The 20,837-nt window shown below is 61.5% G+C and carries 17 protein-coding genes and 3 tRNA genes; 10 read left to right on the top strand and 10 right to left on the bottom strand.

Annotated elements, in window-relative coordinates; genetic code table 11:
- Window positions 1–50 precede the first annotated feature (50 nt).
- On the top strand, window positions 51–800 hold the full coding sequence (locus tag ACNQP3_RS22455) for a hypothetical protein (protein ID WP_060492649.1): 750 nt from the start codon (window positions 51–53) through the stop codon (window positions 798–800).
- Window positions 801–871: 71 nt separating this feature from the next.
- Here ACNQP3_RS22455 and rimO read toward each other — a convergent pair whose 3' ends face one another.
- Window positions 872–2,203, bottom strand: coding sequence for a 30S ribosomal protein S12 methylthiotransferase RimO (gene rimO / locus ACNQP3_RS22450; protein ID WP_060492650.1), 1,332 nt, complete (start codon window positions 2,201–2,203; stop codon window positions 872–874).
- A 235-nt stretch (window positions 2,204–2,438) separates the two neighbouring features.
- Between rimO and ACNQP3_RS22445 the strand changes: the two genes are divergently transcribed.
- Window positions 2,439–4,349, top strand: a complete 1,911-nt coding sequence (locus ACNQP3_RS22445) for a potassium transporter Kup (protein WP_060492651.1) — start codon at window positions 2,439–2,441, stop codon at window positions 4,347–4,349.
- A gap of 34 nt (window positions 4,350–4,383) precedes the next feature.
- Here the strand turns inward: ACNQP3_RS22445 and ACNQP3_RS22440 are convergent, their stop codons facing one another.
- From ACNQP3_RS22440 to ACNQP3_RS22420, 5 genes are all read right to left on the bottom strand, one after another.
- The gene (locus ACNQP3_RS22440; RefSeq protein WP_060492652.1) at window positions 4,384–5,676 is read right to left on the bottom strand and encodes a virulence factor family protein; all 1,293 of its coding nucleotides are present in this window, start codon (window positions 5,674–5,676) and stop codon (window positions 4,384–4,386) included.
- Window positions 5,676–8,318: a bifunctional lysylphosphatidylglycerol flippase/synthetase MprF gene (gene mprF, locus ACNQP3_RS22435; RefSeq protein WP_012273781.1), complete on the bottom strand. Its 2,643-nt coding sequence runs from the start codon at window positions 8,316–8,318 to the stop codon at window positions 5,676–5,678. The genes ACNQP3_RS22440 and mprF overlap by 1 nt, the downstream gene beginning before the upstream one ends.
- Before the next feature lie 261 nt (window positions 8,319–8,579).
- A tRNA-Met gene (locus ACNQP3_RS22430) sits at window positions 8,580–8,656 on the bottom strand.
- Window positions 8,657–8,789: 133 nt separating this feature from the next.
- A tRNA-Met gene (locus ACNQP3_RS22425) sits at window positions 8,790–8,866 on the bottom strand.
- A gap of 134 nt (window positions 8,867–9,000) precedes the next feature.
- Window positions 9,001–9,077, bottom strand: a tRNA-Met gene (locus ACNQP3_RS22420).
- A gap of 221 nt (window positions 9,078–9,298) precedes the next feature.
- Between ACNQP3_RS22420 and dinB the strand changes: the two genes are divergently transcribed.
- Entirely contained in the window at window positions 9,299–10,357 is a 1,059-nt protein-coding gene (gene dinB, locus ACNQP3_RS22415; protein ID WP_176729456.1) for a DNA polymerase IV, read from the top strand.
- Window positions 10,358–10,383: 26 nt separating this feature from the next.
- Here the strand turns inward: dinB and ACNQP3_RS22410 are convergent, their stop codons facing one another.
- From ACNQP3_RS22410 to ACNQP3_RS22400, 3 genes are all read right to left on the bottom strand, one after another.
- On the bottom strand, window positions 10,384–11,337 hold the full coding sequence (locus ACNQP3_RS22410) for a hypothetical protein (protein WP_060514937.1): 954 nt from the start codon (window positions 11,335–11,337) through the stop codon (window positions 10,384–10,386).
- A gap of 20 nt (window positions 11,338–11,357) precedes the next feature.
- Window positions 11,358–13,073, bottom strand: coding sequence for a proline--tRNA ligase (locus ACNQP3_RS22405; RefSeq protein ID WP_060492654.1), 1,716 nt, complete (start codon window positions 13,071–13,073; stop codon window positions 11,358–11,360).
- A 160-nt stretch (window positions 13,074–13,233) separates the two neighbouring features.
- Window positions 13,234–14,517, bottom strand: coding sequence for an OprD family porin (locus tag ACNQP3_RS22400; protein ID WP_012273777.1), 1,284 nt, complete (start codon window positions 14,515–14,517; stop codon window positions 13,234–13,236).
- Between the two features lie 691 nt (window positions 14,518–15,208).
- On the opposite strand from ACNQP3_RS22400, the gene ACNQP3_RS22395 reads away from it, so the two are divergent.
- Both ACNQP3_RS22395 and ACNQP3_RS22390 read left to right on the top strand, forming a co-directional pair.
- Window positions 15,209–15,628 (top strand): HIT family protein, encoded by a 420-nt coding sequence (locus tag ACNQP3_RS22395; RefSeq protein ID WP_060492655.1) that lies wholly within the window; start codon window positions 15,209–15,211, stop codon window positions 15,626–15,628.
- Window position 15,629: 1 nt separating this feature from the next.
- Window positions 15,630–15,836: a SlyX family protein gene (locus ACNQP3_RS22390; protein ID WP_012273775.1), complete on the top strand. Its 207-nt coding sequence runs from the start codon at window positions 15,630–15,632 to the stop codon at window positions 15,834–15,836.
- Window positions 15,837–15,897: 61 nt separating this feature from the next.
- Here the strand turns inward: ACNQP3_RS22390 and ACNQP3_RS22385 are convergent, their stop codons facing one another.
- Entirely contained in the window at window positions 15,898–16,491 is a 594-nt protein-coding gene (locus ACNQP3_RS22385; protein WP_012273774.1) for a cold-shock protein, read from the bottom strand.
- Between the two features lie 281 nt (window positions 16,492–16,772).
- Here ACNQP3_RS22385 and ACNQP3_RS22380 point away from each other — a divergent pair, with 281 nt between their 5' ends.
- The 5 genes from ACNQP3_RS22380 to ACNQP3_RS22360 all read left to right on the top strand — a co-directional run bounded on the left by ACNQP3_RS22380 (window position 16,773) and on the right by ACNQP3_RS22360 (window position 20,757).
- On the top strand, window positions 16,773–17,246 hold the full coding sequence (locus ACNQP3_RS22380; RefSeq protein WP_003254783.1) for a Dps family protein: 474 nt from the start codon (window positions 16,773–16,775) through the stop codon (window positions 17,244–17,246).
- A gap of 137 nt (window positions 17,247–17,383) precedes the next feature.
- Complete coding sequence (locus ACNQP3_RS22375) at window positions 17,384–17,713, top strand: ribbon-helix-helix domain-containing protein (protein ID WP_060492656.1); 330 nt, start codon at window positions 17,384–17,386, stop codon at window positions 17,711–17,713.
- 92 nt (window positions 17,714–17,805) lie between these two features.
- Window positions 17,806–18,027 carry an FmdB family zinc ribbon protein gene (locus ACNQP3_RS22370; RefSeq protein WP_012273772.1) on the top strand — a complete coding sequence of 74 codons (222 nt, stop codon included), beginning with the start codon at window positions 17,806–17,808 and terminating at the stop codon, window positions 18,025–18,027.
- Window positions 18,028–18,120: 93 nt separating this feature from the next.
- Window positions 18,121–19,896: an aspartate--tRNA ligase gene (aspS, locus tag ACNQP3_RS22365; RefSeq protein WP_012273771.1), complete on the top strand. Its 1,776-nt coding sequence runs from the start codon at window positions 18,121–18,123 to the stop codon at window positions 19,894–19,896.
- Between the two features lie 114 nt (window positions 19,897–20,010).
- Window positions 20,011–20,757: a YebC/PmpR family DNA-binding transcriptional regulator gene (locus tag ACNQP3_RS22360; RefSeq protein WP_060514940.1), complete on the top strand. Its 747-nt coding sequence runs from the start codon at window positions 20,011–20,013 to the stop codon at window positions 20,755–20,757.
- Window positions 20,758–20,837 lie beyond the last annotated feature (80 nt).

The raw sequence follows: 20,837 nt of genomic DNA, 5'->3' as shown, positions 1-20,837 counted from the left end.
CTAGGCTGGGTAAGTCCGACCACACTTCCCAAAAGGGTACTGAGGTGCAGATGAGACCAGCGCTCCCTCTTTTCGCTTGCTTGCTGTCATGCACCAGTGCCTCGGCCTTGGCCGATACCTTCAGCGCCGCCATCGGCATGGACTATTCAAGTGGCGACTATGGCACCGGCACCACGTCGGAAATCTGGTACATGCCGGTGGTCGGCAAGTACGAGACCGGCCCTATGACCTACAAGGTAACTGTGCCCTGGTTGCGCATCACCAACCCCGAAGTCGGCCCCAGTGGTGACCCCTTGCCTGGCGGTTGCCGGGACGTGGAAAGCGGGCTGGGCGACACGGTTGCCAGCGCCGGCTATGCGCTGCTCGATGGCAGTGACGGTGGCCTGATGCTGGACCTGATCGGCAAGGTCAAATTCCCCACCGCCGATGAAGACCAGTGCCTGGGCACCGGTGAGTACGACTACACCGCCCAGGTCGACATCACCAAGGGCTTTGGCCTGGTCACCGGGTTCGCCACGCTGGGCTGGAAGAAGTTCGGTGACCCACCCGACAGCAACTTCGACGACCCGGTATTTGCCAGCCTCGGCTTTGCGCTACCCGTGGCTGCGGGCACTTCGGCAGGTGCTTCCTATGATTGGCGGCAAAAAGTGGTCTCGACCGGATCGCAGATCCAGGAACTGACGCTGTTCCTCACCCACAAGCTCAACCAGCAGTGGAAAGTACAACTCTACGTGGTCAAAGGCTTCTCGGATGCAAGCCCGGATGCCGAGGGCGGCCTGATGCTATTTCACACGTTCTGACAAAAAAGCCCCTGCGCCGGTAGTTCCTGGTGGGGAGTGCCGGGGCAGGGGCTTTTCATGTTTCAGCCGTTTTAGATAGGCTCTGCCCACATGTCGTATTCGTCGGCATCCACGACACGGCAACGCACTTTGTCGCCTGGCTTGAAGCCATGGTCACCGTCGATGAACACGCTGCCGTCGATTTCCGGGGCATCGAAGAAGCTGCGGCCAACCGAACCCTGCTCCTCGACTTCGTCGATCAGCACCTCGATTTCCTTGCCGATGCGCAGTTGCAGGCGGGCGGTGCTGATGGCTTGTTGGTGGGCCATGAAGCGGTCCCAGCGCTCTTGCTTGATGTCGTCCGGCACTTCTTCCAGGCCCAGGTCGTTGGCCGGGGCGCCTTCCACCGGTGAGTACTGGAAGCAGCCAACGCGGTCGAGCTGGGCCTCGGTCAGCCAGTCCAGCAGGTACTGGAAGTCTTCCTCGGTCTCGCCCGGGAAGCCGACGATGAAGGTAGAGCGGATCACCAGCTCAGGGCACTGCTCGCGCCAGTTCTTGATGCGCGCCAGGGTGCGGTCTTCGAAGGCCGGGCGCTTCATCGACTTGAGCACTTTCGGGCTGGCGTGCTGGAACGGGATGTCCAGATACGGCAGGATCTTGCCGGCGGCCATCAGCGGGATCACGTCGTCCACGTTCGGGTATGGGTACACGTAGTGCAGACGGACCCAGGCGCCCAGGCTGCTCAGCGCTTCGCACAGCTCGAGCATGCGGGTCTTGACCGGGCGGCCATTCCAGAAGTCGGTCTTGTACTTGACGTCGACGCCGTAGGCGCTGGTGTCCTGGGAAATCACCAGGATCTCCTTCACGCCAGCCTTCACCAGGCGCTCGGCCTCGCTCAGCACTTCGCCCACCGGGCGGCTGACCAGCTTGCCGCGCATCGACGGGATGATGCAGAAACTGCAGCTGTGGTTGCAGCCTTCGGAAATTTTCAGGTACGCATAGTGGCGCGGGGTCAGCTTGACACCCTGTGGCGGCACCAGGTCGATCAGTGGGTTGTGGTCCTGACGCGGCGGCACCACTTCGTGCACGGCGTTGACTACCTGCTCGTACTGCTGCGGGCCGGTGACCGACAGCACGCTCGGGTGCACGTCGCGGATGCTGCCTTCTTCTACGCCCATGCAGCCGGTAACGATGACCTTGCCGTTTTCCTTGATCGCTTCGCCGATCACTTCCAGCGACTCGGCCTTGGCGCTGTCGATGAAGCCGCAGGTGTTGACCACCACAACGTCGGCGTCCTCGTAGGTGGGCACGACTTCATAGCCTTCCATGCGCAGCTGGGTCAGGATGCGCTCGGAATCGACCAGGGCTTTTGGGCAACCCAGGCTTACGAAACCTACCTTGGGGGTGGCGGGCGTGGTGGACATGACTAACCTCGGTATTGAATGCAGGTCGCCCGGCCGGAATCGCGGGCGATCTTGACGGGCGCTTTGGGCGCCTCTGATCAAAAAGTGCGCAATTCTAGCGAGCGCAAGAGCGCTTGACCAGCAGAAATACGACGAACGCTGCGCTATGCTTCGCGCCGTTGCGCCAGCGTACCTTCATGGGCCTGGTAGCAGAGTGATTACCAAGGGCCGTGATGGCCGTGTGCGGGAGTGGTCGATGGTTCAGGCAAGCAGTCACGCTGAGGGCGGGCACGAGGGCAAGCAGGGGGCAGCCCGGTCGCTGGGCCTGCTCGTGGCGGCGGTCGGGGTGGTTTATGGCGATATCGGCACCAGCCCGTTGTATACCCTCAAGGAAGTTTTTACCGGCGGTTATGGGGTGCCGGTCAACCATGATGGTGTGTTGGGGATCCTGTCGCTGATCCTGTGGTCGCTGCTGTGGGTGGTTTCGTTCAAGTACGTGATGTTCATCCTGCGCGCCGACAACCAGGGCGAGGGCGGCACCATGGCCCTGACCGCGCTGGCGCGACGGGCCACGGCGGCCTATCCGCGGCTGCGCACGCTGATGGTGATTTGCGGGTTGATCGGCGCTTCGTTGTTTTATGGCGACAGCATGATCACCCCGGCAGTATCGGTGCTGTCGGCAGTGGAGGGCATGGGCCTGGCGTTTGACGGTATCGACCATTGGGTAGTGCCGATTTCGCTGGTGGTACTGGTGGCACTGTTCCTGGTGCAGAAGCACGGTACCGAGACGATCGGCAAACTGTTCGGCCCGATCATGGTCACCTGGTTCGTGGTGCTGGGCGCGCTCGGTGTGCATGGCATCTCGCAGAGCCCGGAAGTGCTCAAGGCCTTCAACCCAGGCTGGGCGGTGAACTTCTTCGTGGTGCACCCCGGCATGGGCGTGGCCATTCTCGGCGCGGTGGTGCTGGCGCTGACCGGTGCCGAGGCGCTGTACGCCGACATGGGGCATTTTGGCCGCAAGCCGATCGCCCGGGCCTGGTTCATCCTGGTGCTACCCGCGCTGGTGCTCAACTATTTCGGCCAGGGTGCACTGCTGCTGCAAAACCCGGAGGCAGCACGTAACCCCTTCTACCTGCTGGCACCGAGCTGGGCGCTGTTGCCGTTGGTCGGGTTGGCCACGATGGCCACGGTGATTGCCTCGCAGGCGGTCATTTCCGGGGCGTTTTCCCTGACTCGCCAGGCCATTCAGCTGGGTTACATCCCGCGCATGCAGATCCAGCACACCTCCAGCGACGAACAGGGGCAAATTTACATCGGCGCGGTGAACTGGACGCTGATGGTGGGTGTTGTGTTGCTGGTGATCGGCTTCGAGTCGTCAGGCGCTCTGGCTGCGGCCTACGGGGTGGCGGTGACCGGTACCATGCTGATGACCACCATCCTGGTGTCGGCGGTGATGCTGCTGCTGTGGAAGTGGCCGCCGGTGCTCGCCGTGCCGCTGCTGGTGGGCTTCCTGTTCGTCGACGGGCTGTTCTTCGCCGCCAACGTGCCGAAAATCGTCCAGGGCGGCGCCTTCCCGGTGTTGGCTGGCGGTGTACTGTTCCTGCTGATGAGCACCTGGAAGCGTGGCAAGCAGATTCTGGTGGAGCGCATCGACGAAGGCGCACTGCCGTTGCCGCTGTTCATCAGCAGTATCCGCATTCAGCCGCCGCACCGGGTTGAAGGCACGGCGGTATTCCTGACCGCACGTTCCGATGCCGTGCCGCATGCACTGTTGCACAACATGCTGCACAACCAGGTGCTGCACAGCCAGGTGGTGCTGTTGACCGTGGTCAGCGAAGACCAGCCACGGGTACCAGAGCATGAGCGTTTCGAGGTAGAGGCCTACGGCGACGGATTCTTCCGTGTGTTGCTGCACTTCGGTTTCATGGATGAGCCGGACGTGCCGGCGGCGTTGAAGCTGTGTCATCTGGATGACCTGGACTTCACGCCGATGCGCACCACCTACTTCCTCAGCCGCGAGACGGTGATCGCGTCGCGGCTGGAAGGGATGTCGCGCTGGCGAGGCAACCTGTTTGCGTTCCTGTTGAAGAATGCCAACGGCAACCTGCGCTTCTTCAACCTGCCACTCAACCGAGTGATCGAGCTGGGAACTCAGGTCGAGATCTGAATGCCAAGGGGCCGCAAAGCGGCCCCAATCATTGTCAGTTCTGCTCAGCCACGCTCGATTTGCCCTGGCGGGTCTCGATCTCGCCAATCAGGCGTTTGGCCAGCGCCGGGTAATTTTCGTCGAAGTGGTGCCCCCCTGGCAGTTTCAGGCGTTCACCTACTGCGGTCTTCTCCGTGCAGCCACTCTCGTCGGTTTCCTCGACGCCATACACACACACCACCTTGGATGCTGGCAGCTTGGCCATTTCCGGCCCGGTTGGCGCTTCCTGACCTTCCTTGCCCAGCCAGCCCTCGACCTCGATCTCGAAGCTGCCACTGCGGGCAAACGCCAGCAACATCACGGCATCGATGCGCTGTTGGTCTTCTGGTGGCAGGCGGTTGTAGATGGCTGGCAACACGTCAGCACCGAATGAATAACCCGTCAGCACGAAGCGCTTGGTACCCCATTTCTGCCGGTAGTGCTGCATCAGTTCGGACAGGTCGGCGGCGCTTTGCTCCGGAGTCTTGTGCTGCCAGTAGTAGCGCAGCGTGTCGATGCCCACCACCGGGTAGCCCAGCTTGGCCATTTCCCCGGCCACGTCGCGGTCGAGGTCGCGCCAGCCACCATCACCGGAGAGGAACAGGGTGACCGTGTCGGTGGTCTGCCCAGCCGGTACCTCGACCACCGGGATGGCCAGGGCATTGCCGTCGTGGCCGACCAGGGCTTGGGTCAGTTGCGCCTTGAGCACTTGTGGCAGGTGGATGTCGTAGTCGCTGATGCTGGTTTCGGCATTGGCCTGGTCGCGCACGAAGGCGGCGCTGGCGTCATCCGGGTTGTCGTTCCAGGCGACACTCCAGTGGCCATGGGCAGCCGATTTAGGCAGCGGTGCCTGGCAGCCGGGTTGTTCGACGGTGAAGTCCACGGAAATTGCCCGGGCCTTGTCATCGTTCTGGCTGGCCAGCCAGCGCCAGGCCTGGGCGGCGCCAGGGCCGATACCGGCTACCAGCGTCGGTTTTTCTGGTAGCGCGGCAAGGGCCTGATCCATGACCTGTTGCTGCTTGCTGCAGTCGTTAGGCGGCAAGATCACCTGCACCAGCTGGGCTTCGCCGGCTTGGCTCAGGTCCAGCAGTTGCTTGTCTGTCAGTGCCTGATCCTGTGGCACGCCGATGGCCACCCGGGCCTTGGGGTGCACGCCTGGGGTAGCCCGGGTGATGCTGGTGTCATTGATGCTCAATTGCTCAAGGCGCGCCTCGGGGGCCGGGCGCGTCCACAGCCAGAACGCCAGCGCACCACCCAGGGCGGCCAGCAGCAAGGGAACCAGCAGGTACAGCCAAAAGCGTCGGGTCATCAACGTTTCACCAATCCAGTCAGGCCGCCTGCGATCAGGGCGGCGGTGTCGGCCAGTGCCACCAGCGGGTCGAGCCCGGCCGGCACGGCCATGTAGCGGGGTTCCCAATCCGGTTGGAATTTGTCCTTGAAGCGGCGAAGCCCCTGGAAGTTGTAAAGCTGCTCGCCACGGCGGAACACCATTGAGCCCAAACGCTGGGTCAAAGGCGCGCCACGCCGTGGTTGCAGGCCGGACAGCGGTACCATGCCCAGGCTGAAACGCCCGTAGTCATGGCTTTTGTAATGCAGGATCAAGCCAATCATCATGAATTCCATGGTCAGCTTTGGCGCCTCGGGGTGCGCACGCATCAGGTCGAGGCTGGCCAGTTCGTTGCCATGGGTTTCCAGCAGGTTGGCGAAAGCCACCGGGCGCCCCTGGAAGCGGATCAGTGCTATGCGGAAATGCTGCAGGTAGTCCGGGCTGAAGCGCCCCAGCGAGAAGCCTTTCTCGCGCACGTTCTTGCCGCCGAGCCAGGCATCGGAAATTTCCTTCAACTCAGCCAGCGGGGCGTGGCCGGGTTCATGGATTTCCAGGGTCAAGCCATCGCGCCCGCCGCGGTTCCAGGTGTAGCGCAGGTCTTTCATCTCCTTGCCCTTGGCTTCAAGGTCGAAGCGGCGCAAGTCGACCCGGGCTTCCTCGCCCAACTTCAGGGCGGTCAGGCCGATGTCCATGTAGAACGGCAGGTTTTCCGCACGTACCTGGTAGAACACCGGCCGGGCGTGGTGCAGGTCGCACAGGTCGCGGAACTGCCAGATCATCTCGGCGCGTTCCTGAGCCGGGCCGATCGGGTCGTACAGCGCCACCAGGCTGCGGCCGCGCCGGGCGTACATGAGGAATGCATTGTCACGCGGGTGGAACAGCAATGCCTTGTCGCCGGTCAGTGCCAGGCCGCCGTCGGGCTGATCGGAGGCCAGCAGGATACGGTTGGCGCGTTGCAGCTCTTCTTCATCGGGCAGGTGGATCACTGGCGGCGCGGTGCGCAGCAGCCAAGTCAGCGCCACGGCAGCCAGCAGCAATGCACTGCCCATGGCGGCGCGCAGGCCCCGCGGGGCGTCGGCATCGAGGGTGAACTGCCACCACAGCTGATGGCTGTAGGGCACATCCTGGTAGGCGAACAGCAGCAGCCACACCGATGCACCTACCGCACAGGCGCTGGCCACCAGGAACACCGGCGAGAAGGGGAGTTCCAGCAGACGGCTGGGGCGGTAGAACGAGCGACGGAACAGGGCGAGCAGGGTGGCGGTGAAGGTCAGCAGGCTGGCCTCTTCCCAATCAAAGCCCTTCAGCAGTGACAGCAGGGCGCCGACCAGCAACAGCACGGTGGTCAGCAGCCAGGCGGCGGACAGGCGCCTGCGCAAGCCCTGTGCCAGCAGCAGGCACAGCACGCCGATCAGGCTGGCGCCGAAATGCGAGGCATCGATCAGCCGGTGCGGGACCAAAAAGCCCATGTGCTCCAGGCGCGTGTCGATCTCGGGTGTGGCACCCGAAAACAGCAGCACCACGCCAGACAGGAACACCAGGATCGACAGGATCGGTGCGGCCAGCCCCGAGGCGGCCTTGATGGCCTGTTGCGCGAACAGCAGGCGTCGGGCTTCATTGGCCAACAGCAGCACACAGGCCAGCAGCAGTGGCAGGACCACATAGATCAGCCGGTACAGCAGCAGGGCAGCCGCCAGCGGTGCGGCACCGAGCTGGTCGGCAAAGGCCGCCAACAAAATCGCTTCGAACACCCCGACGCCGCCCGGTACGTGGCTGAGCACACCCGCAGCCAGGGCCAGCAGGTACACCAGCACGAATGCGCCGAAAGGGGGCGCTTCGGGCAGCAGCAGGTACAGCACGGTGGCGGCCGCCGCCACATCCAGCGCGGTGATCAGCAGTTGCAGGGCGGCCAGGCGAGCATCAGGCAGGCGAAGTGTACGCCGGCCCAGTTGAACGAGCAGGTTGTTGGCCAGCGGTTGCTCGGCCAGCCGTCGACGGTATAAGCCAATGACCAGTAAGACGGACGCTATCAGCACCGCGCTGGCGATACCTGCCAGCAGCCCGGGCGCCAACCCCAGTGCAGTCGAAGCCGCCGGCAGGTTGCTCAAGGTCGCCAAAGCGGCCAAGGGCGGCAGCGCGCAGCCCAGTGACAGGCTGGCAAACACGGTCATGCGGGCGACTTCGCCAGCACCAAGCCCCTGGCGTGCATACAGGCGGTAGCGAACCGAGCCGCCGGATAACATCGACAGGCCGATGGCGTTACCGATGGCAAAGGCGCTGAAACCGCCCAGTACCAGGCTGCGTGCTGGCAGCTTCACGCCGGCATATCGGCTGGCCGACCACTCGTAGCCCAGCAGAATCACGAAGCCGACAACCGTTGCCAGCAAGGCACCCAGCAAAGACTGGGTTGGCACGCTGAGCATGGCATCGTGCAAGGCATAGATGTCCAGCTCGCTGAGCAAGTGGCGGCAGGCGATCAAGGCCATGGTGAACAGCAACAGGGTCACGACCAGGCCAATGGGCTGGCGGTAGCGACTCAGGCGCTCAAGCAAAGGCAGACGCTGCACGGCACCGGGCAGCGCCGAGGCGAGCGGCACCGGAGGTTCGGGATTGTGCGAAGTCATGAACAACCCCGGGCGAGTTGCGCGAGGTAAAGGAAAGGTGCGGCCAAGTGGAAGTCCCTTAGGAAAACGTATCCAATGTTACTCCGGCCTCATGCGCTTTCAGCGGCCTGGCAGGGTTAAAGATAGTTCATCCTGGGCACAACGCATCAAGCCTGCGGGTTGGCTTGAAGGGAGGGGGAAACGAGGCGACGAATAACAGGGAGGCATAAAGCAACAAACCCCGCGCTGCTGTTACACAGGCGGGGTTTGTTCTGACGAATATGGTTGCGGGAGCCGGATTTGAACCGACGACCTTCGGGTTATGAGCCCGACGAGCTACCAGGCTGCTCCATCCCGCGTCAGAGGTGCGCATTCTACAGCTTGCTGGTTGGGTGTCAAGCGCCAAGCGTTGATTTTACGAAGTTTTTCGCAAACACTTTTTCGCGGACAAAGAAAAAGGCCACTGTGTAAACAGTGGCCTTTTCTTGAATCTGGTTGCGGGAGCCGGATTTGAACCGACGACCTTCGGGTTATGAGCCCGACGAGCTACCAGGCTGCTCCATCCCGCGTCAGTGGGGCGGATTCTACAGCTTGTGGGGGGTATGTCAAGCGCTAAGCTTTGATTTCTCGAGATTTTTTCGAAAACGCTTTTCAGCGGGCAAAGAAAAAGGCCACTGCGTTAACAGTGGCCTTTTCTCGAATCTGGTTGCGGGAGCCGGATTTGAACCGACGACCTTCGGGTTATGAGCCCGACGAGCTACCAGGCTGCTCCATCCCGCGCCTGTGAGATCGAATTCTACGGATTTACTTCCTGGTGTCAAGCAATTGTTTTGGAAAAAGCTTTTTTGTTCAAACCCTTAGCGCTTGAGAACAGTATTCGGCACAGGCGCGGCGGGGCTTTCAGGCCGATTATCGTGTGGCGATGCGGGTGAGCTGTTTCAGTGCAGGGTGCATGCGATACTATCTGTATGAATTTACAGTGCTGACGGTCGTCCATGTCCTTGCGCAAGATCATCCACGTCGACTGCGATTGCTTCTACGCCGCGATCGAAATGCGTGACGACCCGCGCCTGGCCGGGCGGCCCATGGCGGTGGGGGGCTCGCCCGATCATCGTGGGGTAATTGCCACCTGCAATTATGAAGCGCGTGCCTATGGGGTACGCTCGGCCATGTCGTCGCGGCATGCGCTGAAGCTGTGCCCCGATCTGTTGATCGTAAAGCCGCGCTTTGAAGCCTACCGTGAGGCCTCGCGGGAAATTCACAGCATTTTTCGCGACTACACAGAGCTGATCGAGCCTTTGTCGCTGGACGAAGCTTACCTGGATGTAAGCGACAGCCAGTGGTATTCGGGCAGTGCCACGCGCATCGCCGAGGACATTCGCCGGCGTGTTGCCCGCACCCTGCATATCACCGTGTCGGCGGGGGTGGCGCCGAACAAGTTTCTGGCCAAGATCGCCAGTGACTGGCGTAAGCCCAATGGGTTGTTCGTGATTACCCCGGCTGAAGTGGAGGCGTTCGTTGCAGCCTTGCCGGTGGCCAGGTTGCATGGGGTGGGCAAGGTGACGGCCGACAAGCTGACGCGACTGGGTATCGAAACCTGTCTGGAGTTGCGTGAGTGGTCACGGCTAGCGCTGGTGCGCGAGTTTGGCAGTTTTGGTGAGCGATTGTGGGGGCTGGCGCGGGGTATCGATGAGCGTGCGGTACACAACGACAGCCGACGCCAGTCGGTCAGCGTGGAAAACACCTACGACACCGACCTTCCAGACCTGGCCAGTTGTCTGGCGCGGCTGCCAGAGCTGCTGGATAGCCTGAACGAACGTATTGCCCGCATGGACAACAGTTACCGGCCGGACAAACCGTTCGTTAAGGTCAAGTTTCATGACTTCAGCCAGACCACCATGGAACAGGCGGGGGCGGGCCGGGACCTGGAGAGTTATCGGCAGTTGCTGGGGCAGGCGTTCGCCCGAGGTAGCAAGCCGGTGCGCTTGCTAGGGGTAGGGGTGAGGTTGCGCGACTTGCGCGGGGCGCATGAACAGCTGGAGCTGTTCCCACCTAAATGAATGGGGCTGCAACGCAGCCCCATTTGTTATTGCACGCCTGGATCGGCCACCAACCGGCCGGTGGCCTTGGTCAGCGACTGCAGAAACTCCTGCTGCAGCTCTGGATCGTTGCGGGTCAGCTCGATCAGGCTCTGCTCCATTTCGCTGGCCTCCTCTTCAAGGCCCAGCTCGGACAGGCGCTTGACCCGATGTACCCACTGACCGACATCGTCATCTTCGAGGTCATCGAAGATCAGCTCATGAGCCTCGAGCAGCTTGTTGCGCAGGGTGGCACTGACCAGCAGGCTGGCATCACCTCGCACAGCATTGTCTTCGTCGAGTACCTGAAGGTGCAGGGTGCCGACGTGGTTGAGGTTCTGCTCGGAAAACGGGCTGTCGAGCAGGTTCAGGCGCAGTACGCCATTTCTGTCGGTGGTCAGCTCGTGGGTCATCTTGCCGGCCTTGACCTCGACCAGGCGTTCGCTCCAGGGCACGCTGGTAGATTCCTCGCGCTGGCTTTTCTGCACTTCGCTGATCCCCGCCAGGTTCTGCTGCGCACGGCCGTTGGAAGGCACGTTCATGAACGGGTTGAGCCCGTCCACGCCGTAGCTGAGCCAGTCGTGGGTGATGCTTTGCGGCAGATTGCCCAAGGTGAAGACATTGACCACGTTGGCGCCGACACCAGCCACCACGGCCACTGCACCCAGCGGGATCTCATAGATCTCCCGCCAGGGCTGGTAAGGCGTATAGCGGTCATAGCGACGGGTGACTTCGAACTCGGTGACCTCGAAGCGCTTCTGCTCATGCACGCGCACACGTCGCTGCGGGAGCTCCATCACCTTCGGCTCGCCGACATCGATCTGCAGGGTGTGCTCGAGCAGTTTGCGCTCGACGCGCTCCTCATGGTCGCTGCGCTGGGACATCTGATTGGCGCAACCGCTGACGAGCAGGGCGCCGCACAGTGCGGCGCCCCCCAGGGTAAAGGTACTTCGCTTGAACATGATCACTCGTGCATTGGTTATCAGCGGCGAACGCGGGCCTGCAGGAAGGTCAGCACTTCATTGAGCGGCAGCGCCTGGGCGTCCTGCTCGGTGCGGTGCTTGTACTCCAGGTTGCCGTCGGCCAGGCCGCGATCGCTGACGACGATGCGGTGCGGGATGCCGATCAGCTCCATGTCGGCAAACTTGATGCCTGGGCTGGTCTTCTTGTCGCGGTCGTCCAGCAGCACTTCGAAGCCTGCGGCGGTCAGTTCGGCGTAAAGCTTGTCGGTTGCCTCGCGGACCACGTCGGTTTCATAACGCAGGGGTACCAGGGCAATCTGGAATGGCGCCAGGGCGTCGTTCCAGATGATGCCCTTGTCGTCATAGCTCTGCTCGATGGCAGCTGCGACCACACGGGACACACCGATGCCGTAGCAACCCATCGACAGAACGACCGGTTTGCCGTTCTCGCCCAGTACCTGGCACTTCAGTGCTTCGCTGTACTTGGTGCCGAGCTGGAAGATGTGGCCCACTTCGATACCGCGCTTGATCACCAGGGTACCCTGGCCGTCCGGGCTCGGGTCGCCTTCAACCACGTTACGCAGGTCGGCGACCTGTGGAACCGGCAGGTCACGCTCCCAGTTCACGCCGAAGTAGTGTTTGTCGTCGATGTTGGCGCCAATGCCGAAGTCGCTCATCAGTGCAACCGAACGGTCGATCACCACTTCCAGCGGCAGGTTCAGCGGGCCGAGCGAGCCGGCGCCGGCACCGATGGCGTCGCGCAGTTCGGCGTCGGTGGCCATGACCAGCGGGTCGGCAACCTGCTCCAGCTTGGCGGCCTTGATTTCGTTCAGCTCGTGGTCGCCACGTACCACCAGGGCCACCAGCTTGCCTTCCTCGGCGCCGCGTACGATCAAGGTCTTGACGGTTTTCTCGATCGCCAGGCCGTGGTTTTCCACCAGTTGGGCGATGGTCTTGGCGTCTGGAGTGTCGACCAGGCGCAGTTCCTCGGTAGGGGCTGGGCGCACGGTTTCACGTGGGATGGCCTCGGCCTTTTCGATGTTGGCGGCGTAATCGGAGCTGTCGCTGAAGATCACGTCGTCTTCGCCAGACTCGGCCAGCACGTGGAACTCGTGCGAGTAGCTGCCGCCGATCGAGCCGGTGTCGGCCTGTACAGGCCGGAAGTCCAAGCCCAGGCGGGTGAACACGTTGCTGTACGCCTGGTGCATGCGGTCGTAGGTTTCCTGCAGGGAAGCCTGGTCGGCATGGAACGAGTAGGCGTCCTTCATGATGAATTCACGGCCACGCATCAAGCCGAAGCGTGGGCGGATCTCGTCACGGAACTTGGTCTGGATCTGGTACATGTTGAGCGGCAGCTGTTTATAGCTGGACAGCTCGTTACGGGCCAGATCGGTGATCACTTCTTCGTGGGTAGGGCCGACGCAGAAGTCGCGCTGGTGGCGATCCTTCAGGCGCAGCAGCTCAGGGCCATACTGCTCCCAGCGACCGGATTCCTGCCACAGTTCGGCGGGCTGGATGCTCGGCATCAGCACTTCCAGGGCGCCGGCGGCGTTCATTTCCTCACGCACCACGGCCTCGACCTTGCGCATTACCCGCAGGCCCATCGGCAGCCAGGTGTACAGGCCGGAGGCCAGTTTGCGGATCATGCCGGCACGCAGCATGAGCTGATGGCTGATGACCACTGCGTCGGCAGGGGTTTCTTTCTGGGTGGCGAGCAAATATTGACTGGTGCGCATGGTTAGCCGTGTCGATTGCCTAAGACGTTGAAATAGCCCCGCATTGTACGGGGGTGAAACGAAGGCGTACAGGATGCCCCAGGGCGTGGCACTTGTCAGCCAAGAAAAAGCCCGGCGTGATCGCCGGGCTTTTTCAAGTGCGGGGCACTGCAAGCCAGGCTTACAGGATGCTCAGCGGGTACTCCACGATCAGACGCAGTTCGTCGATCGATGGGGAGCCGTAGTACACGCCATCGCCCGAACGGTAGGTGGCCTGACGTACGCGGAAGCTCAGGTCCTTGGCCGGGCCGCTTTGCATCACGTACTTGACGTCGATGTCGCGTTCCCATTCCTTACCGTCGTCGGTGGTGCGGGTGGAGGCACCGGTACCGCGCACGTAACGGGTCATGAAGGTCAGGCCTGGTACGCCGAACTCGGCGAAGTTCAGGTCATAGCGCGCTTGCCAGGATTTTTCGTCTTCGGCGTTGAAGTCGGAACGGGCAACCGAGTTGGCCAGGAAGATCGTGCCGCCACCGTCCACGCCGTAGGCATAGTCACCGTCGCCGCTGACTTTCTGGTAGGCCAGGGTGAAGGTGTGTGCGCCAATGTTGTAGGCGGCCGAGAGGCTGGCTGCAATGTTGTCCAGTTCGTTGCTGCCGTCGGACTTGCTGACGAATGCGCCGGTCAGGTTGTCGCCGATCGACTTGGTGTCGTAAATGTTGAAGTCGAACACCAGGCCTTGCTTGTCGCTGATCGGCAGCGCCCAGTTGATGTTACCGTACCACTTGCGGAAGTGGTCTTCGACACGCGAGTAGTAAACGCTGGTGCTGAGGTTTTCGGTGATGGCGTAGGTGCCACCAAAGACGTTGGCCTCGGTCAGGTTCAGGCTGTCGTGGTAAGTCTGAGCCTGTGCGTTCAGCGCGGTGAAGTGACCGGCATGCAGGGTCAGGCCATCGATTTCGTTGCTGGTGATCAGGCCGCCTTCGGCAACTTCCGGCAGCAGTCGGCTGTCGTCGGTAGCCAGTACTGGCAGTGCGGTGAACTGGTCGCCGAACTTCAGCACGGTGTTGGAAATGCGCATTTTCACTGCGCCGCCGCCTTCGGAGTAGTCATCCTGCGAGCGACCGTCGGAGCCTTCCGGGAACAGGCCGGTGCCGGCACGGCCTTTGCCGCTGTCCAGCTTGATGCCGAGCATGCCGATGGCGTCGACGCCGAAGCCGACGGTACCTTGGGTGAAGCCCGACTCGAAGGTGCCGAGGAAGCCGAGGCCGGTTTCTTCAACGCGGCTCTGGGAGCCAGACGGGACGTTGCGGAAGTCTCGGCTGAAGTACAGCATGCGGGTTTTGACGTTCAGCTTGCTGTCTTCAATGAAACCTTTGGACTCGTCTTGTGCCGAGGCCATTGCCAACTGCGAGGTCCCTGCCGCAACGGCCAGGGCGATCATGCTCCACTTCATCACGCGCATCGTGATTTGCTCCTTTGGTTTTTAGGAAGAGTACCGCTGCGTCCATGTGTTTTAGTTATATGGGGCAGCTCTTTCTTTTTATGTCGGCGAAAATGTATAGCACGCTGACTGTTGTTGGCGATATGGCTATAAGCACTCTTTGCGGAACTTTTTCGCCATGTCGCTTTTAGATATTTCCATGTCGCAAATCACGCCCCGGTTTAAGGGCCGTACAACGCCAGCGCTGTTCCTGTCACCGTAACAAATCGGTAACTACCGATTCTGGTTGAGGAAACTCCCTGGTAACCAATGCCGCTGTTGTTATTTGTCGCGTACACCTGCCGTTGCAGATGTCGTGCCGACTTGGCGTGAAGTGAATGCAACAAGCGTGCTCAAAATTCACAACACTTCATGAAATTTTCACAAAACCTGCTACCGAGGGTCGGAAAGTGCCGTAAATACGGGCCGAAGGCGGGTTGATGAGATATTGGAGTCGAGAATCATTAAAATTTAAAAAGCTGTCATGAAAGTCAATGTGTTACCGCAACTTGTTCATCCAGAGTCGTTTGTGGGGTGGCAAGTGTGGGAAGGGCGGACAGGCGGCCTCATTTTGGTGCGAAAAGTAGCGCTGTGTTACCGGGAATGTGCAAGGTATCCTTGCAGGCCTGTTTTCCGCTCGATGCGGGATGGTTTTGCCTGAAGGAGATATGCCGTGTTCGTCCTCGATTCACGTTTGCAGCAGGATTCCCTGGTGCTGGGGGAGTTTGCGCTGTGCCAGTTGCTGCTGAGCAAGGATGCCAATTACCCATGGTTCATCCTGGTGCCCAAGCGCGCCGGCATCAGCGAACTGTTCGAGCTGGATGCGGCAGAGCAGCAACAGTTGTGGCAGGAAACCACCGTGTTGGCCGAAGCGCTGAAGACCAGCTACGGCGCTGACAAGATGAACGTGGCAACGTTGGGCAATGTGGTCAGCCAGCTGCATATGCATGTGATCGTGCGCCGGCGCGACGATGCTGCCTGGCCGGCCCCGGTTTGGGGCAAGTGCCCGTCGGTGGCGTACACCGATGATCAGCTGCAAGCCGTTCGCCAGCGCCTGCGCGGGCTGCAATTGGCTGGTTACCAGGAGGCCTGAAATGACACTGGAAATGCGTATGGTGGAACTGGAAACCCGTCAGGCGTTTCAGGATGACACTATTCAGGCACTGAATGACGTGGTCGTCGAGCAAGGGCGGGTGATTGACCGGCTGCAATTGCAGATGGCCGAGCTGATCAAGCGTCATGAAGAGATGGTTGGCCAGTACGGCAGCGAAGGGGAAGAGGCGCCGCCGCCGCATTACTGACTACTGCTTGGGCATGCTCTCCGTGAGAGCGGGCAAGCCCGCGCTCACGGAGAAGGCGGCGTCAGCGTCGGGTTACTGCAACCACGTCTTCGGCCTGCAGGCCCTTGTCGCGGTGCATCACCGAAAACTCCACACGCTGGCCTTCGACCAGGATGCGGTGGCCCTCACCGCGAATGGCGCGAAAGTGCACGAAGATGTCATCACCCGAATCGCGGGAGATGAAACCGAAGCCTTTCGACGTGTTGAACCACTTGACGGTGCCGGTATCACGGCTGCCGACATCTTGTGCCGCGTGTTGGCTGCTGCGCGCTTTACGCGGGGTGCGGGCAAAGCCCACGGCCAGGTGCAGGGCTACGGCCAGCACCGCACAGACCAGGGCAGCCAGGTTGCCCATTTCCGGGCGAGCCAGCAACGTCAGGGTCTGCAGTACCACGGCTACCACCAGCAGGGCGCAGGCTAGATGCTGCAGCTGTTGTCGCGCGCCGCGGTAGTACAGTGGCACGACCGGGGCCAGTACCAGGTTGAGCAGGCCGAGCAGCGCCAGGTAGACCGCGTCGGGTTGCTGCAGGAAGGGTGTCGCATCGGTTTTCAGGCTGGGTATGAGCGATAGCAGCAAAGCTGCCACGCCCGTCACCAGATGGACGATCTTGAACATGGGGTTGGCTCACAGTTGATAAGGCCGATCACAGGAAGAGCTGGTAGCACGGTGCGCATGAGGTGTAGAGCGCGAACACGTGACAGGCCAGCCTATGCACCCGGCAATGACAGTCCGCACGGGTGGCACCGTGCCTATTTAACAGTAAAGCCGCAGCCTACTCAAACCGCAGGCCGCCCGGCGGGCGATGTGTTGCGCCATGTCACATGCGGCATGCGCCAAGTGTTGCTACAGTGGTCGGCGCCCGCTTGAGTCTCAAGCCTTATGGAAAGGGGAACTTCATGGCAATCGATATCGGTATCAGTGAAGAAGATCGCAAGTCCATCGTCGATGGGCTGTCCCGTCTGTTGTCGGATACCTATGTGCTGTATCTGAAAACCCATAACTTTCACTGGAACGTCACCGGTCCGTCGTTCCGCACCCTGCATTTGATGTTCGAAGAGCAGTACAACGAACTGGCGCTGGCAGTCGATTCGATCGCCGAGCGCATCCGTGCCCTGGGCTTCCCGGCGCCGGGGTCGTATGCATTCTACGCGCGGCACTCGTCGATCAAGGAGGAGGAAGGCGTGCCCCCTGCGGACGAAATGATCCGTCAGCTGGTGCAGGGTCAGGAGGCCGTGGTGCGTACTGCGCGCAGTATTTTCCCGGTGGTGGACAAAGTCAGTGACGAGCCGACCGCCGACTTGCTGACCCAGCGCATGCAAGTGCACGAGAAAACCGCCTGGATGCTGCGGGTGCTGCTCGACGGCAAGTAACGGCCATCGTGCAAAAGCCCTGGTCGGCATGCCCGGCCGGGGTCTAGAGGTTGTGCAGGAAGATTTTGCCGCTGCTTTAAGCTCGCGCATCAGCGCTTCATAGGTCGCCTGGTACCTGTGACGAGGAAGTGTGGCGCATGATGCAAGCGAGCAAACGTAGTATTGGCCAGGGGAGTTGGCCCGCAAAACAATGCATCGATCCGTTCAAGGCGGATTTCGACATGTTGCAGGCCCAGCCGGTGTCGCGCTCGGTGCGGCTCAACGGCTTTTCCACGTGTCTGCGCCTGGAGGCCGTCTACTGGGGTATCCTGGAGCGCATCGCCGCTGCCAACCGCTGCTCGGTCAGTGCCGTGTTGTCCTACGTGGACCGCGAAGTGCACCTGCGCCAGGGTGGGGTGCGCAACTTCAGCGGGCTGATCCGGGTCATCTGCGTGGCGTGGCTTCTGAACCCGCCAAGTGCGCGCTGATCGCCTGGCGGGCTGCGCAGTGCTTGCTAACCATATATAATCCCGCTTTTTGCTGCCCCGGCAGCCAGCGTTGTGGTTGACGAGAGACACCCATGCCCCTTTATGACTATCAATGTGCGTCCTGCGAGCACCGCATGGAAGTGCTGCAGAAGATCAGCGCCGCGCCGCTGGTCGATTGCCCGGCCTGCCAGGCGCCGGCACTGAAAAAGCTGCTGTCGGTGCCAGGCTTCCGCCTGAGCGGTAATGGTTGGTACGAAACCGACTTCAAGACCGGGGCGAAAAAGAATCTGGCAGGCGGCGACAAGGCCGACTGAGTTGAATGCTGTGACCGGGTCTTGCAGTATTAGCCCTCCGGGCGGCCAAGGCCTCCACCGAATACACGAATCACGAGAAGCGAAACCACCATCATGATGCGCAGCCATTATTGCGGCCAACTGAACGAGAGCCTGGACGGCCAGGAAGTCACCCTTTGCGGCTGGGTCCATCGTCGCCGCGACCACGGCGGGGTGATCTTCCTCGACATCCGTGACCGCGAAGGCATGGCCCAGGTCGTGTTCGACCCTGATCGCGCCGAAACCTTCGCCGCTGCCGACCGTGTGCGCAGCGAATACGTCGTGCAGATCACCGGCAAGGTCCGCAAGCGCCCTGACGGTGCGGTGAATGCCAACATGGCGTCTGGTGCAATCGAGATCCTCGGCTACCAGCTGAACGTGCTCAACGAAGCAGAAACCCCGCCGTTCCCGCTGAACGAATACTCCGACGTCGGCGAGGAAACCCGCCTGCGTTACCGCTTCATCGATCTGCGTCGCCCGGAAATGGCCGACAAGCTGCGCCTGCGCTCGCGCATCACCAGCAGCATTCGTCGCTTCCTCGACGAAAATGGTTTCCTCGACGTCGAAACCCCGATCCTCACCCGTGCTACCCCGGAAGGTGCGCGTGACTACCTGGTGCCAAGCCGTACCCACGCCGGTAGCTTCTTCGCTCTGCCGCAGTCGCCACAGCTGTTCAAGCAGCTGCTGATGGTCGCCGGTTTCGACCGCTACTACCAGATCGCCAAGTGCTTCCGTGACGAGGACCTGCGGGCCGACCGCCAGCCGGAATTCACCCAGATCGACATCGAGACCAGCTTCCTCGATGAAAGCGAGATCATGGGCTTGACCGAAAGCATGATCCGCAAGCTGTTCAAGGAAGTGCTGGACCTGGAGTTCGGCGAATTCCCGCACATGACCTTCGAAGAGGCCATGCGCCGCTATGGCTCCGACAAGCCAGACCTGCGTAACCCGCTGGAACTGGTCGACGTTGCCGACCAGTTGAAGGATGTCGACTTCAAAGTATTCGCCGGCCCGGCCAACGATCCGAAGTGCCGCGTTACCGCCCTGCGTCTGCCAGGCGGTGCGAGCATGCCGCGCAGCAAGATCGACGAGTACACCAAGTTCGTCGGCATTTACGGTGCCAAGGGCCTGGCCTACATCAAGGTCAACGAGCGTGCCAAGGGCGTCGAAGGCCTGCAGTCGCCGATCGTCAAGAACATCCCTGAAGCCAACCTCAACAACATCCTCGACCGCGTGGGTGCTGTAGATGGCGACATCGTGTTCTTCGGCGCCGACAAGTTCAAGGTGGTCAGCGAAGCCCTGGGCGCGCTGCGTATCCGCCTGGGTCACGACTTCGAGCTGCTGACCTGCGAGTGGGCACCGATGTGGGTCGTCGACTTCCCGATGTTCGAAGAGAACGAAGACGGTAGCTTCACCGCGCTGCACCACCCGTTTACCGCGCCCAAGTGCACCCCGGAAGAGCTGGAGGCCAACCCGGCCACGGCCCTGTCCCGTGCCTACGACATGGTCCTGAACGGCACCGAGCTGGGTGGCGGCTCGATCCGTATCCACCGTAAAGAGATGCAACAGGCGGTATTCCGCCTGCTGGGTATCGAGGCAGAAGAACAGGAAGAGAAGTTCGGCTTCCTGCTCGACGCCCTGAAATTCGGCGCACCGCCCCACGGCGGCCTGGCCTTCGGCCTGGACCGCCTGGTCATGCTGATGACCGGCGCCCAGTCGATCCGTGAAGTGATCGCGTTCCCGAAAACCCAGAGCGCTGCATGCGTCATGACCCAGGCCCCTGGCCTGGTCGACGCCAAGGCCCTGCGCGAGCTGCACATCCGACTGCGCGAACAGACCAAGGTCGAGTAAGCAGTCCCCGGGCGCATCCATATGGATGCGCCTTTGCGTTTCGGCGCAGGTATTCTCCCGTCCCGCCCCGTCATGGGGCGGGGCTGTTTGTGATTCAAAGGATTCGGAGTCGTTATGGCTGGTCATTCCAAGTGGGCGAACATCAAGCACCGCAAAGAGCGCCAGGATGCCAAGAGAGGCAAGGTCTTCACCAAGTGGATCCGTGAGCTGACGGTAGCTGCCAAGCAAGGCGGCCCTGACCCGGCATCCAACCCGCGCTTGCGCCTGGCGCTGGACAAGGCGCTGGGCGCCAACATGAGTCGCGACATCATCGACCGCGCCGTGGCCCGTGGCGCTGGCACCAATGAAAGCGACAACGTCGAAGAGCTCAGCTACGAAGGTTACGGCCCCGGTGGCGTGGCGATCATGGTCGAAGCCATGACCGACAACCGCAACCGTACTGCCGCCGCCGTGCGCCATGCCTTTACCAAGTGCGGTGGCAACCTGGGCACCGACGGTTCGGTGGCCTACCTGTTCGAGCGCAAGGGGCAGATCAGCTTTGCCCCGGGCGTTGAAGAAGACGCGTTGATGGAAGCGGCAATGGAGGCCGATGCCGACGACGTGGTGGCCAACGATGACGGCTCGTTCGAGGTGTTCACTTCGTTCAATAGCTTCTATGCCGTGCGTAACGCGCTGGAAGAGGCTGGCTTCAAGGCCGCTGACGCGGAAATCGTCATGCAGCCGACCACCAGCGCCGAACTTGACCAGGACGGTGCGGAAAAGGTGCTCAAGCTGATCGACATGCTCGAAGACCTGGACGACGTGCAGAACGTCTACTCCAACGCCCAGATTTCCGATGAGATCATGGATAACCTCGGCTAAGGTTGTTTCGTTCGCCTTGAGGGTTTATTCGCGGGCAAGCCCGCTCCTACAGGGACTGCGAGGTCTTTGTAGGGGCGGGC

Origin of the sequence: Pseudomonas sp. LFS074, assembly GCF_047978165.1 — a bacterium.
Classification (GTDB): Bacteria; Pseudomonadota; Gammaproteobacteria; order Pseudomonadales; family Pseudomonadaceae; genus Aquipseudomonas; species Aquipseudomonas putida_P.
This window is presented reverse-complemented; position numbering and strand designations above follow the sequence as displayed.

What these genes read in the sequence shown, in the direction of transcription:
- ACNQP3_RS22455 (WP_060492649.1), top strand. Translation starts at nt 51, where the DNA reads ATGAGACCAGCGCTCCCTCTTTTCGCTTGCTTGCTGTCATGCACCAGT.
- rimO (WP_060492650.1), bottom strand. Translation starts at nt 2,203, where the DNA reads ATGTCCACCACGCCCGCCACCCCCAAGGTAGGTTTCGTAAGCCTGGGT.
- ACNQP3_RS22410 (WP_060514937.1), bottom strand. Translation starts at nt 11,337, where the DNA reads ATGTTCAAGCGAAGTACCTTTACCCTGGGGGGCGCCGCACTGTGCGGC.
- ACNQP3_RS22400 (WP_012273777.1), bottom strand. Translation starts at nt 14,517, where the DNA reads ATGCGCGTGATGAAGTGGAGCATGATCGCCCTGGCCGTTGCGGCAGGG.
- ACNQP3_RS22445 (WP_060492651.1), top strand. Translation starts at nt 2,439, where the DNA reads ATGGTTCAGGCAAGCAGTCACGCTGAGGGCGGGCACGAGGGCAAGCAG.
- aspS (WP_012273771.1), top strand. Translation starts at nt 18,121, where the DNA reads ATGATGCGCAGCCATTATTGCGGCCAACTGAACGAGAGCCTGGACGGC.
- ACNQP3_RS22440 (WP_060492652.1), bottom strand. Translation starts at nt 5,676, where the DNA reads ATGACCCGACGCTTTTGGCTGTACCTGCTGGTTCCCTTGCTGCTGGCC.
- ACNQP3_RS22370 (WP_012273772.1), top strand. Translation starts at nt 17,806, where the DNA reads ATGCCCCTTTATGACTATCAATGTGCGTCCTGCGAGCACCGCATGGAA.
- ACNQP3_RS22380 (WP_003254783.1), top strand. Translation starts at nt 16,773, where the DNA reads ATGGCAATCGATATCGGTATCAGTGAAGAAGATCGCAAGTCCATCGTC.
- mprF (WP_012273781.1), bottom strand. Translation starts at nt 8,318, where the DNA reads ATGACTTCGCACAATCCCGAACCTCCGGTGCCGCTCGCCTCGGCGCTG.
- ACNQP3_RS22375 (WP_060492656.1), top strand. Translation starts at nt 17,384, where the DNA reads ATGATGCAAGCGAGCAAACGTAGTATTGGCCAGGGGAGTTGGCCCGCA.
- ACNQP3_RS22390 (WP_012273775.1), top strand. Translation starts at nt 15,630, where the DNA reads ATGACACTGGAAATGCGTATGGTGGAACTGGAAACCCGTCAGGCGTTT.
- ACNQP3_RS22385 (WP_012273774.1), bottom strand. Translation starts at nt 16,491, where the DNA reads ATGTTCAAGATCGTCCATCTGGTGACGGGCGTGGCAGCTTTGCTGCTA.
- ACNQP3_RS22405 (WP_060492654.1), bottom strand. Translation starts at nt 13,073, where the DNA reads ATGCGCACCAGTCAATATTTGCTCGCCACCCAGAAAGAAACCCCTGCC.
- ACNQP3_RS22360 (WP_060514940.1), top strand. Translation starts at nt 20,011, where the DNA reads ATGGCTGGTCATTCCAAGTGGGCGAACATCAAGCACCGCAAAGAGCGC.